Source organism: Flavobacterium sp. LHD-85 (genome assembly GCF_030929595.1).
Taxonomy (GTDB): domain Bacteria; phylum Bacteroidota; class Bacteroidia; order Flavobacteriales; family Flavobacteriaceae; genus Flavobacterium.
Window position 1 is genome coordinate 122121 of sequence record NZ_JAVFVR010000007.1, and the last position, 13516, is coordinate 135636.

Annotated in this window: 8 protein-coding genes; all 8 read right to left on the bottom strand. The window is 33.8% G+C overall.

Features of this window, described 5'->3' with window-relative positions; all coding sequences use genetic code 11:
* Window positions 1–46: 46 nt before the first annotated feature.
* The gene (locus RB618_RS13530; protein ID WP_308069212.1) at window positions 47–2461 is read right to left on the bottom strand and encodes a thiamine pyrophosphate-dependent enzyme; all 2415 of its coding nucleotides are present in this window, start codon (window positions 2459–2461) and stop codon (window positions 47–49) included.
* A 190-nt stretch (window positions 2462–2651) separates the two neighbouring features.
* Window positions 2652–5399 (bottom strand): aminopeptidase, encoded by a 2748-nt coding sequence (locus RB618_RS13535; protein WP_308069213.1) that lies wholly within the window; start codon window positions 5397–5399, stop codon window positions 2652–2654.
* A gap of 300 nt (window positions 5400–5699) precedes the next feature.
* Complete coding sequence (locus RB618_RS13540) at window positions 5700–6428, bottom strand: TIGR00730 family Rossman fold protein (protein ID WP_111377213.1); 729 nt, start codon at window positions 6426–6428, stop codon at window positions 5700–5702.
* A 10-nt stretch (window positions 6429–6438) separates the two neighbouring features.
* Complete coding sequence (locus tag RB618_RS13545; protein WP_308069214.1) at window positions 6439–6618, bottom strand: hypothetical protein; 180 nt, start codon at window positions 6616–6618, stop codon at window positions 6439–6441.
* A 252-nt stretch (window positions 6619–6870) separates the two neighbouring features.
* Window positions 6871–7737, bottom strand: a complete 867-nt coding sequence (locus tag RB618_RS13550) for a hypothetical protein (RefSeq protein ID WP_308069215.1) — start codon at window positions 7735–7737, stop codon at window positions 6871–6873.
* Between the two features lie 24 nt (window positions 7738–7761).
* Complete coding sequence (gene uvrA, locus RB618_RS13555; protein WP_308069216.1) at window positions 7762–10593, bottom strand: excinuclease ABC subunit UvrA; 2832 nt, start codon at window positions 10591–10593, stop codon at window positions 7762–7764.
* A gap of 101 nt (window positions 10594–10694) precedes the next feature.
* Window positions 10695–11648: a Fic family protein gene (locus RB618_RS13560; protein ID WP_308069217.1), complete on the bottom strand. Its 954-nt coding sequence runs from the start codon at window positions 11646–11648 to the stop codon at window positions 10695–10697.
* Window positions 11649–11711: 63 nt separating this feature from the next.
* Window positions 11712–13496, bottom strand: a complete 1785-nt coding sequence (locus RB618_RS13565) for a chloride channel protein (RefSeq protein ID WP_308069218.1) — start codon at window positions 13494–13496, stop codon at window positions 11712–11714.
* Window positions 13497–13516 lie beyond the last annotated feature (20 nt).

A 13516-nucleotide genomic window follows, 5' to 3' on the forward strand; every position in this document is an offset into this window, starting at 1 on the left:
AGCTCCAAATTCTTGGAGCTTTTTTTAATATCTAAAACAATCAAAATTATTGATATAAAGCAGGATATTTTGAAGGATTAACTTCGTGCATCATATCGTAAATTTTCTCGTAAATATCTTCTGCAGAAGGTTTAGAGAAGTAATCACCGTCAGTTCCGTATGCTGGTCTGTGTGCTTTTGCAGCTAAAGTCTGTGGTTTGCTGTCTAAATGTTTGTAAGCATCTTGCTCTTCTAAAATCTGCTGTAAAATGAATGCTGAAGCTCCTCCAGGAACATCTTCGTCAATTACTAAAAGACGGTTTGTTTTAGCAATACTTTTTACGATGTCTTTGCTAATATCAAATGGAAGTAAAGATTGAACATCAATAACTTCGCAATCAATTCCTTTTTCTGCTAATTCATTAGCAGCTTGCATAACCAATCTTAAAGTTGATCCGTAAGAAACTAAAGTAATATCAGAACCTTCTCTTAGCGTTTCTACAACTCCAATTGGTGTTTTGAATTCACCAAAATTCAAAGGCGTTTTTTCTTTTAAGCGGTATCCGTTCAAACATTCAATAACCAAAGCAGGTTCGTCACATTCTAACAAAGTGTTATAAAAACCAGCCGCTTGTGTCATATCTCTAGGAACCAAAACATGGATTCCACGAATAGCGTTGATGATCATTCCCATTGGAGAACCAGAATGCCAGATTCCTTCCAAACGGTGTCCACGCGTTCTAATGATTAATGGCGCTTTCTGTTTTCCAACAGTTCTATATTGTAATGTAGCTAAATCGTCACTCATGATCTGAATAGCGTACAGTAAATAATCTAAATACTGAATTTCAGCAATTGGGCGCAAACCTCTCAAAGCCATTCCGATTCCCTGACCAATAATAGTCGCTTCACGAATTCCGACATCGGCAACACGAAGTTCTCCGTATTTTTCCTGCATGCCTTCAAGACCTTGATTTACGTCTCCGATGTTTCCAACATCTTCACCGAAAATTAAAGTTTCAGGATATTTTGCAAATAACGCATCAAAGTTATCACGAAGAATCATTCTTCCATCCAAATCTGGTTTCGCATTTTCTGCATATTTAGGAAGAACTTTTTCTACTGAAAATACATTTTGAGCAGATTCAGAATGAAGATTACTGCTAAATTTTTCTTGAGTTTCATTCAAGAAACTTGTAATCCAATTTGATAAAAGAACTTTGCTATTTGGAACTTCAATAAAACGAAGAATTTTTCTAGCATAAACTAATAATTCTTTCTTTAAAGGCGCTTTAATTGCGGCCAATTCAGAAATTAATTTTTTGATTCTTTCTTTATGGTTGATGCTTGCTTCAGCAATTTGCTCCAATAAAGCTAAAAGATTCTTTTGCTCATCAATAATTGGATTAATGAAGTTGTTCCAAGCTTCTTTTTTAGCTTCTAAAACTTCTTTCTTTAATTCGAAATCAAGTTCTGCCAATTCTTCAGGAGAAGCAATATTAATTGCAATCATCCATAAACGCATTTGACGAATACAGTCAAAATCTCTTTCCCAAGCTAGTCTTTCTGCACTTTTGTAACGTTCGTGAGAACCAGAAGTAGAGTGTCCTTGCGGTTGAGTCAATTCGTTTACGTGAATTAAAACTGGTATATGTTCTTCGCGTGCAATGGCTCCGGCTCTTTCATAAGTAGAAACCAGTTCGGCATAATCCCAGCCTTTAACTCTAAAGATTTCATAACCTTTAGAATCTTCATCGCGCTGATATCCTTTTAAAATTTCAGAAATATTTTCTTTTGTAGTCTGATGTTTAGCATGAACAGAAATTCCGTATTCATCATCCCAAACACTCATTACCATCGGAACTTGTAAAACTCCCGCAGCATTTATGGTTTCAAAAAATAAACCTTCAGAAGTACTCGCGTTACCAATAGTTCCCCAAGCTACTTCGTTTCCGTTTACCGTAAATTTATCTTTAATTGTAATTCCGTCAACGTTTCTGTAGATTTTTGAAGCTTGTGCTAATCCCAATAATCTTGGCATTTGACCAGCAGTTGGAGATATATCTGAACTTGAATTTTTTTGTTTGGTTAAGTCTTTCCAAGAACCGTCTTCATTTAAACTGTGCGTTACAAAGTGTCCGCCCATTTGTCTTCCTGCAGACATCGGATCAAAAGCTAAATCGGTATGACCGTATAAACCGGCAAAAAACTGTTTAGCATCCAATTCACCGATAGCCATCATAAAAGTTTGATCGCGATAGTATCCAGAACGGAAATCTCCGTTTTTAAAAGCTTTTGCCATTGCCAGCTGCGGAACTTCTTTTCCGTCGCCAAAAATTCCAAATTTAGCTTTTCCTGTTAATACTTCTTTTCGACCTAAAAGACTACATTCACGGCTTGTTACCGCAATTCTATAGTCATTCAATACCTCAGTTTTGAAATCTTCAAATGTCAGTGTAGTATTGTTTTTTTCTTTTATCATAATCTTGTAGGGTCATGTTGTTTATGTCGCGAAATTACTTAAAAACAATCAATAATCATAATTCTTTGAAATAAATATAATTTAATTATTTGTATTCAAATCTATAAACTAAGTATTTTATTTGTGTTATTTTTATGTGAAGTTTAATTTTATTAATAATTTCGCAAGTTTTTGTTTAAAATTCATTTGATTAAAACCATTTTCTAGTAAAAAGTGTGACTAATGTTTTTGGTGAGAAAGTGATTATAAATCGTATTTTTTCATTGTATTTTGGTTGAGATATTTCCCATCCATTATTAGAATAAACAGGGAAATAGAGTTCAAAGTAGTCAGGAACTAGATTTAAACGTACGCCAGAATCGTAAGCAAAGAACTCGCTTTGATGTTTATTTTTCAAGAAACCAATATCTCCGTAAAGTTCTACCCAGTTCCATATTGCGTAGCTAGCATTTAAGGTCGTCATCCATTGGTTAGCGTATGAAGGTTCTAATTGCGATTTAAAACCTCCTTCAGCAATAACGTATTGTTGGCTGAAAAATCCTGTACTTTCAGATCTTCCAAATAAATTATAATCAAATAAATAATCAGTTGGGCGGTCTAAACCAAAACTAAAATAATCTGAGTTTGTTGTGTTATACAAGAAGCTTCCAACGTATAATCTTAAATTTAGCTTTTTATTATTCTCAAATAACCTTCTATACTCTACTTCTCCAGAAACTTTTCCAAATCCGCTAGAAAACTGCAAATCGGTCATAAAACTAAAATGATCGATTAATTCAGTTTTTGTGTTAGAGTAGCGGGCATTAAAAATAGAATAATTAGGAGACGAATTGTCCGTAATATAATCGCTCGCTTCACGGTTTACAATTACCTGTCGGAACATAAACATTTGCTTTCTATTGTCTCTAAAATCTTTTTCGCGAATGCGGAACACTACCATCGGATTTAATCTCAAATAAGTAGCCTCTGGGGCATAATGAAAATAATTCTGGCTAATAGAATATCGAACATTATATAAGGTGCTATTTCTATAATACTGATTCCATGAAAATGCTGATGAGCCTGAAATCGTTCCTGCTTTTATCGAATAAGCCGGATTGATGTCAAAATTGAATGGTTTGTCTAAAATGGTTTTATTGTGAAAACGAATTCCAGGAGTAAAACCATCATAATAATTATAATTTAATGTGGGGATGTATAAAATCTGATTGTAATCTGGATCTTCTAAATCTTTAGCAAAATTAAATTTGATAGGACGATTTAGTGAAACATTTTTTAAAGATCTCCAGTTGTTTCGCTGGTTGTATTCTGGAACTTCGTTATTGTAATTAATGACGATTTTGTCAGCATTTTTTCGACTGAACTCATAAACAGAGTCTTTTTTAGTAGGCTCAATCCATTCTTTAAACACGACTTCTTTCTTTTTAATTCCGTAAATAGGAATAGGAGCATAGATTCCAGTTTTATTTTTAACCGAAAACGTAATGCTGTCTGCAGTTCTCGAAACATTCGAAAATTTATAATCGATAATATCTCTTGAATCAATAATGGTTTTAAAGAACCAGTCTATATTTTTTGGACTTTTTTGAGTTAAGATTTTTTCGAAATCATATCTGTTGGATTGCCCAATTTGGTTTAGGTTGTAAAACTCTTTTACACTTTTAGGAACAATATCATGATTAAGATAATCATCTAAATAGCTCAAACTTAAACCAGCGCGATATTTGCTGGCAATTTGCTCGTTAAATTTTATTAATGTGTTTTTTGGATCTCCCAGTGGCTGGTCTAGGTTTTTACGCGCCATCAGCATATAATAATAGCTGTATTGCTCATTAAAAGTCAGATTTGTGATATTATAACTTTTAAAGAGCTTCATATCCGAAAGTCTTCCCAGCATTTTTTCATCCTGATGATGTTCTTCCATGTATTTCATCATGGTATAGATCTGGATTCCGTCATAAATCCAATTGTCTTTTCTTGGATCTAAACGCAGACTGTTTTTGAGATAATTATTTAAAAAAGTCTTTAAAAATTGAATCTCAAACATAAAATCATCTTCAAACGGACTGATAAACGATGGCAATTGATTTAAACCATAAAATGGATTTCTATCATAATCTGCTTGAGAAACCGTAATTTTTTCATGCGGATATTTGCCAATAAATTTCTCAGCATAAGAAACCACACGGTTAATGATAATGGCCTTCTGAAATTCGTCTATTCTTTTGTTTTTTAAATTGGTTTCAACCTGTAGCGATCCGTTATCATAGGTTCTAAAACTATTTTGTTTTTCGATGTAAAGGCTAAAATCAGTTCTGTTTCTTCCAGAAAAAGAGTAAATATTGTAGCTTTCGTTGCTTGTGTCTTTGGCAACCGAATTTAAATCTGTAGTAATAAAATACTGATTTGGGATTTTAATTTCGACTTCATAATCACTCACTGCATTGGCAATATCATCTAGATTGTAATTGTTGTATTTTACAAAAAATCCATTTTCAAAACGGGCAGGACTTAAAAACCAGTTTTTTAATAACATGCCACCATTTTGATCAAAGCCAAAATGAGTAAACTTATCATTTGGAATTTTTACAATATAATTAAGGTGCAGATCTATTTTTTCGTTTGGAAGAAGTTTGCGATTCAGCTTAACTATAATGTAATCGGGATCTTGAACATTTCTTTCCCATTCTAGAGCAGAATAATTGGTTTCAGTTAAATTTATGATGGTTGTTTTTCCTCTGTCAGCAGCCTTTGCCAAATGAAAACCTCTGTAAAATTCATCCGAAAAGCGTTTTGCCAAAGGCGTATTTTTGTCAACAAAAGCGTTGTTCCAGTCGTTTAAAACAATCGAAACTAAAGTATCATTTGTAGTATTATGATACGTAATATCCTGTTTTACGTTCAGTGTTTTAAGTTCAAGATTAACCGCCACTTCCATCTTAGATTGATGTTGTGCAGCTAGTTTTATCGAAAAGGATAAAACTAAAACGAGGCAAATAATTTTATAAAGTGCTTTCAAATAGTGGCTTAAAAATTATCAGAAATGCTTATGTTGCGGACATATTGAAGTTACGGATTTTTGTAAAAATAGTATAAAAAAAGCTGTTTAAAAAAACAGCTTACAATTTTTGTGTATTTGCAGTATAATTTAACCATATAAGTGATATAAGTGTATTTAAACGCAAAGCTTAAAATAATGCTTTTAGATGAACTTATATCACTTATCTGGTTTTGAAAATTAGAAATTCGGACTTAAATCGTACTTTTTGTAGAATTTATCTAATGCCTCAACAACTTCGTCTTCTGTGTCTACAATTTTAAATAAATTCAAATCTTCAGGGCTTACCGTATGCATTTTTTCAACCAAAACAGTTTTAACCCATTCAATCAAGCCAGACCAGAATTCAACTCCAACCAGAATAATCGGAAACTTTCCAATTTTCTTAGTCTGAATCAAAGTGATCGCTTCAAACATTTCGTCTAAAGTTCCAAAACCTCCTGGCATAACCACAAAACCTTGCGAATACTTTACGAACATTACTTTTCTCACAAAGAAATAGTCGAAATTCAAGTTTTTATCATGATCAATATACGGATTAAAATGCTGCTCAAACGGAAGCTCGATATTTAAACCAACCGAAGTTCCTCCGCCCAAATGTGCGCCTTTATTTCCAGCTTCCATAATTCCGGGACCACCTCCTGTAATCACACCGTAACCTGCTTTACTGATTTTATAAGCAATTTTTTCTGCCAATTGATAGTATTTGTCGTCTGGTTTAGTTCTTGCAGATCCAAAAATAGAAACGCAAGGACCAATACGTCCCATTGCTTCGTAACCATTTACAAACTCAGACATAATCTTAAAAATTGCCCAGCTGTCATTGGTTTTAATTTCATTCCACGTTCTTTGTTTCAAACGATCCTGAATTACTTTATCTTCATCATTATCAAAATCTTCTAATCTCATTTTAGGTATTTTAATTTATTATTTTATTTATGTTTTTGTCCCATTTTGTCATTCTGAGCGTAGTCGAAGGATTAGGAGCTGATTCCTGCTGTCCGCTATATTCCCGATAAACAAAAACTACGGCTAAAAAGCCTTGTTTTTCTAAATCGGGAGATGCCGCTCCCATCAGGGCTAGGGCAGTTGGTTTCAAATAAACAATCAGTTTAATCGAAACATGATTTCTTTAAAAAGCTTGATTTTTTCAGAAAAAGCGGATACTAAATTAACGCTTTTTTCTAGAATTGTTATAAAAAACGGGAATTATAATCCAAAAGTAATGTTGTGATAATAATCAAATTCTGTTTTTTGATTCATTATCAGTTGATTGGGTTAAATAATTTTCTTAAATTATTATAAGAATCCACGAAACTTGTACAATAGCTTAATTGTTTGAAGCTACAATTTAATCTAGGTTTTCTTCTGTTTTTTTTCCATTCTCATCCCATTGTGCAAATGTATTTTTGACAGCATCTCGGATAAAATAGATTTTTCCATTTTCGTAATATTGTTTGTAGTAAAGCTCTTTTCCATTTTCGACTTTACTTTCAAATTTTAAAATTCCATTTCCGTAATAACTATAAAATTTGCCAACTGGAATTCCATTAAGAAACTCTTCAAAATGTGATATTTTACCATTCTTGAAATAGCAAATTATTTTTCCGTCGAATTTTTTATTTTCCTTGTATAATAGATTTTGTTTGTATTTTCCCGAGAACTTAATTTCTCCGTTTTCATCATAATATTTAACGATGTATTCGTCTTTATTAATTGGATCGAATTTTTCCTTTAAACTACCGCTCTGATAGAAATAATAATGCGAACCATTTTCGATAAATTTTAATTTTGGCTTACCATTTTTCCAATAAGTTGTTGATTCGTTTGTTGTATTGTCAAATTGTTGTTTGAAATTTCCATTTTCATCGTATTCAATGCTTTTTCCAATTTGATTTCCGTAATTGTACTCTCTTGTCCATTTAAGTTTGCCATTTTCATACCAATCAATGTATTTTTCGTGACACTGATGATTTTTTACAGGACCAATTGATTTTTTCTTTCCAGACTCATAAAACGACATATCGATATATTCAGTTGGTGTTGTAATTAATCGTAAAGATTTTATGTTATGATTTTTATAGAATACCGTATCTATATTAGTAAAATTCGCAGGTCTGATTTCTAAACTTTCTATTTCTTTATCAATGACGGTTTTTTTATTGCACGAGATGAATGTAAATATCAGAAAGAAAATTAAAGCTATATTTTTTTTCATATTGATGTATTGGGTGTCTAATTTTTACTCCAATTCTTTTTTCAAAAACTTAGCCGTATAGCTCTTTTTATTTTGCGCCACTTCTTCTGGTGTTCCTTTTGCAACCAATTGTCCACCGCCTTTTCCGCCTTCTGGACCAATATCAATAATATAATCAGCAAGTTTAATAACATCCATATTATGTTCAATAACTAGAATCGTATTTCCTTTATCAACCAGTTTATTGATTACTTCCATCAAAACGCGAATGTCTTCAAAGTGTAGTCCTGTTGTCGGTTCATCCAGAATATAAAATGTATTTCCAGTATCTTTTTTAGACAATTCTCCTGCCAGTTTTATACGCTGCGCTTCACCACCAGAAAGCGTTGTGCTTTGCTGACCAAGCGTAATGTAACCTAAACCAACATCTTGAATGGTTTTGATTTTTCTATAAATCTTTGGAATATTTTCAAAAAACGGAACAGCTTCATCAACCGTCATATCCAAAACATCAGAAATTGATTTTCCTTTGTATCTGATCTCTAAAGTTTCTCTATTAAAACGTTTTCCCTGACACGTTTCACATTCTACGTAAACGTCTGGTAAAAAGTTCATTTCGATAGTTCTCACACCAGAACCTTCGCAGGTTTCGCAACGTCCGCCTTTTACGTTAAAACTGAAACGACCCGCTTTATAACCACGAATCATACTTTCGGAAGTCATCGTAAATAGATTTCTAATTTCGGTAAAAACCTCCGTGTATGTTGCTGGATTAGAACGTGGCGTTCTTCCAATCGGACTTTGGTCAATATCAATTACTTTGTCGATATGTTCTAGACCTTCAATCTTTTTGTAAGGTTGCGGTTTTTTTACGCCATTAAAATAATACGCATTTAAAATAGGGTACAATGTTTCGTTAATCAAAGTCGATTTACCGCTTCCAGAAACTCCCGTAACGCAGGTCATTTGTCCTAACGGAATTTCTATGGTAACATTTTTAAGATTGTTTCCTGTTGCACCAGTCAGTTTCAAGAATTTGCCATTTCCTTTTCTTCTTTTCTTCGGAATATCAAATTTCATTTTACCATTCAAATATTGAGCGGTAATAGTGTTTGAAGCTAAAGTTTCTTTCGGAGTTCCGATACTGATGATTTCTCCACCATATTTCCCTGCTTTTGGTCCAATATCAATTACATAATCAGCCGTTTCGATCATGTCTTTATCGTGTTCCACTACAATTACTGAGTTTCCAATATCGCGTAATTGTTCTAAAGAATGAATTAACTTCTCGTTATCTCTTTGGTGCAAACCAATACTAGGTTCATCCAAAATATAAAGAACTCCAACCAATTGTGAACCAATTTGTGTTGCCAGACGAATACGCTGTGCTTCACCACCAGAAAGTGATTTTGAACTTCGGCTTAAAGCCAAATAATTCAAACCAACATTCATAAGGAAGTTCAAGCGGTCTTTGATTTCTTTTACGACTTCAGAAGCAATTAAAAGCTGCTTGTCTGTTAAATGGCTATTTAAATCTTGAAACCAAGCTGTTAAATCTGAAATATCCATATCACACAATTCGGTGATATTTTTTTTATTTACTCTAAAAAACAAAGCTTCTTTTTTAAGGCGTGAGCCATCGCAAACAGGACAATTAATTTCGTCCATAAAATCTTTTGCCCAACGTTTTATGCTGGTTGTAGCGCTTTCATCATATTGATTTTTGATGAAATTAGAAATTCCCTCAAAATCGATTTTATATTCTCTCGTAACGCCAAGATCTTTTGAGTTGATTGAGAATTTATCTTTTCCGCCATACAAAATCATTTGCATTGCTTCTTCATGGATTTTCTCAATCGAATCGGTAATTTTAAATCCGAATTTTTCTCCAATAGTTTCCAATTGTTTAAAAATCCACGAAGATTTGTATTCGCCAAGCGGAGCAAAACCTCCAGCTTTTATAGATAATTTCGGATTCGGAATAATCTTCTTGACGTTGATTTCGTGCACAGTTCCCAATCCGTTGCAATGCGGACAAGCTCCTTTTGGAGAGTTGAAAGAGAATAAATTCGGTTCTGGATTCTGATAAGATATTCCAGTTGAAGGACACATTAAATTTCTACTGAAATAACGTACTTCGTTAGAATCTTGATCCAAAATCATTAAAACATCTTCACCATGATGCATGGCTGTATTGATGCTTTCAGATAATCTTTTTTGTGTATCTGGATTATCTTCAATCACCATCCTATCTACTACAATCTCAATATCGTGTGTTTTGTAACGATCCAATTTCATTCCAGCAACCAAATCCTGAACTTCTCCGTTTACGCGAACTTTCAAAAATCCTTGTTTGGTTATTTGTTGGAAAAGTTCCGCATAATGACCTTTTCTGGCTTTAATAACCGGTGCTAGAATATTGATTCGTTTTCCGTTATAATCCTGAATAATCAGATCTTTAATCTGTTCGTCAGAATACGAAACCATTTTTTCGCCAGTGTTATAACTGTAGGCATCTGCACCACGTGCGTACAAAAGCCTTAAGAAATCGTAAATTTCAGTAATAGTTCCAACTGTAGAACGCGGACTTTTACTGGTTGTTTTTTGTTCAATCGCAATTACGGGAGAAAGTCCGTCGATTTTGTCAACATCAGGACGTTCCAATCCGCCAAGGAATTGTCTTGCGTAAGCTGAAAAAGTTTCAACATAACGGCGCTGTCCTTCAGCATAAATCGTATCAAAAGCCAAAGAAGATTTTCCCGAACCTGATAAACCGGTAATTACAACCAGTTTTTCACGCGGGATAGATATATCGATATTTTTTAGATTATGAACTCTTGCACCAAGAACTTCAATAGTATTGTCTTTATCTAGCATAATTTTGAGCAAAAACGCAAAGTTACCACTTTGATTTGTTCTTTTAGTGCTCGATAGCAAAACTTTATGTTACAATTAGTAACAAAAAACGCTAGTTTAAACTAGCGTTTTCTTTTTCGAGTTGCCATATAGTTTTCTATAGCTTCTTTTGTAGTGTACCAATTTCGACCTTCTTTGTAAGCGTCGATTTTTCCTGTTCGAGCCAATAAACTGACATATTCTTGGCCGTAAGGCGTGTCAGGTTCACTAACGATGTTCTGAATCGATTGATAATCATAAGGGCTTCCTGGCATTGCGCCTAGATAAATATTAAGTGTTCTTTCTAGCGCTTGGCACATTAAAAGAGTTAGTTTCTGATAATTGCCATTATTAGCTTGATTGAGTGCTTCGTAATATTTTTTTCTGTCATTTTTTAGAATAATCGCTGGCGGAAAACCACATCGCATCAATAGTAAATTCATGCTTAATCGAACCGTGCGCCCATTTCCATCAAAAAAAGGATGAATCCAGACTAATTTGTGATGATAAATTGTTGCGAGTTCAATATCGTTTAACCCTAACGGATTTGTATTGATAAACTCGATTAATTCGTCTAAATAATCGGATACTTTATTAGCATTTGGTGGCATAAAATTAGCTCCTGAAATTCGAACACCTCCATTACGAATTCTTCCTGCAAAATCTTCCTCGATAGAACGCATTACCAAGCCATGAACAGAAAGGATGTCTATACTTCTTAGTTTATAATTTTCGTCAACGATGGAGTAGAGATAATCGATGGCTTTGTCATGATTATGAGTTTCAAAATGTTCACGCAGCGATTTTCCTTTAATGGTAATTCCTTCTTGAATAACCATTTGGGTTTCTCTCAAACTAAGTGTATTTCCTTCAATGCTATTTGAGTTATAAGTCCATTCTAAAGAAAGACTTTCTCGTATTTTATTCAAGGCAATATTAGGCAATGGTCTGCTGTTTTGCAGTTCTTGCCTTTTTTGGTACAATCGATCAAAGGTTGATTGAAATTCTTCTCTGTATGTTAGGTCAATATTAAACATAATCCTACAAAGATACTTCTTAATATCGGATAAATAAAATTTTTAACGTATCCGATATTAAGGCTATTCAATAGTCATGGAGCGAAGTTTTGTTCTATAAGCTTCAAGTGCTATCGATTTGGAAATGAATCCGTGGTATTTTCCGTCTCGTAAAACAGGAAGAAAAGCAGATTTTGTGGTTTCAAATTTACGCATTACAATTTCCATGCTGTCGAGTGTAGAAATTGTGGCAGCAGGCGCTTTCATAACATCTTTAATAAAAGTATATTTAACTCGATAAGAGTTAAAAATGATCTCTCGAATATCATTAAAATGGACAACTCCAACCAAATCTTTATCATGATTTACAACTGCAAAAACGACTTGGTTAGAATGTGAAATAAGATCAACCAGTTTAGTCAAGTTTTCATCTGGATGCACTGTTAAATAGTCGCATTGAATAATTGAGTCGATATCTAAAGTTGATAAAATGTTTGAATCTTTGTTGCTTGTAAAAGCGTGGCCTTTTTTCACCAATCCTTTTACGTCAAGCGAATATTTTTCGTAGCGCTTAGAAATGGCAAAACTGATTGAAGAAACGATCATAAGCGGAATCATTAATCCGTAACCTCCTGTAATTTCTGCAATTAAGAAGATTGCAGTTAAAGGCGCATGAAATAAACCGCTTAGAATTCCAGCCATTCCGACCATTGTAAAATTACTGATAGGAAGTTTAGATAAACCTATCATCGTAACTAGTTTAGAAAAGAAATATCCCAAATAAGATCCCAAGAATAGAGAAGGAGCGAAGTTTCCTCCATTTCCGCCGCTTCCAAGAGTTAACCCCGAAGCAAATACTTTAACCATCATAGTAGCGCCAATGAATAAAAGCAAAACCCATTGGTTGTTTCTAAAATCGGCAAATAAAGTATTGTCTAGCAATTGTCCCGGATCTGTATTAGACAGGGTTTTGATGCTCTCATATCCTTCACCAAAAAGTGTTGGAAAAATAAAAATCAACAGTGCCAGTAACGATGACCCAATCAACGCTTTTTTATATGGATTGATTTGCTGTTTGGCAAAATAATGCTCTACTCTCTGAAAATTTCTTGAATAGTAAATAGCAGCTAATCCAGTTAGCACACCTAAAATAACATAAAAAGGGATGTTGTGATAATCAAACGTTTCTTGCTTTTTGAAACTTAAAAGTATGCTTTCGTCTAGCACAATTGCAGAAACCAAAGCACCTGTTGCAGCCGAAATCATTATTGGGGTAAAAGCAGAAATGCTGACATCTACCAATAAAACTTCAATAGCAAAAAGAACGCCGGCAATTGGAGCGTTAAATGCTGCTGCGATTCCAGCTGCGACTCCGCATCCAATTAATAAAGTTCGATCTTTATATTGCATCTTATAATTCTGGGCATAATTTGAACCAAATGCTGCTCCAGTAATTACGATGGGACTCTCTAAACCTGCCGAACCTCCTAAACCAACCGTTAACGAACTGGTCACAATCTGCGCGTACATTTGTTTTTTTGGGATAATGCTGGCTTTTTTGGCAACAGCATAAAGTATCTGAGAAGTTCCTTTTTGTATACTTCCGTTAAGAACTTTGTTTACAACAAAAACGGTTAATGTAATACCAATAATGGGCAAAATACTGTTAATGAAGCTTAGTTTTAGAATTCCATTGATGTATGTGGCAAAAGAGAAGACGCTGTGTGCGAATGTTTTAAGGGCAATCACGGCAAAAGCACATGATATTCCAGTTAAAACGCTAGATAAAAAAAGGAACTGTTTTGGAGTCATTAAAGATTGAGCCAAAGCAATTATACTTTCAAGTCGTCTGAAATATTTTTTTATCATTATGTTTTAAAAATTATCTG

Excerpts from the sequence above, each read along its gene's own strand:
- RB618_RS13530 (WP_308069212.1), bottom strand. The coding sequence starts at position 2,461 with ATGATAAAAGAAAAAAACAATACTACACTGACATTTGAAGATTTCAAA.
- RB618_RS13535 (WP_308069213.1), bottom strand. The coding sequence starts at position 5,399 with ATGGAAGTGGCGGTTAATCTTGAACTTAAAACACTGAACGTAAAACAG.
- RB618_RS13540 (WP_111377213.1), bottom strand. The coding sequence starts at position 6,428 with ATGAGATTAGAAGATTTTGATAATGATGAAGATAAAGTAATTCAGGAT.
- RB618_RS13550 (WP_308069215.1), bottom strand. The coding sequence starts at position 7,737 with ATGAAAAAAAATATAGCTTTAATTTTCTTTCTGATATTTACATTCATC.
- uvrA (WP_308069216.1), bottom strand. The coding sequence starts at position 10,593 with ATGCTAGATAAAGACAATACTATTGAAGTTCTTGGTGCAAGAGTTCAT.
- RB618_RS13560 (WP_308069217.1), bottom strand. The coding sequence starts at position 11,648 with ATGTTTAATATTGACCTAACATACAGAGAAGAATTTCAATCAACCTTT.
- RB618_RS13565 (WP_308069218.1), bottom strand. The coding sequence starts at position 13,496 with ATGATAAAAAAATATTTCAGACGACTTGAAAGTATAATTGCTTTGGCT.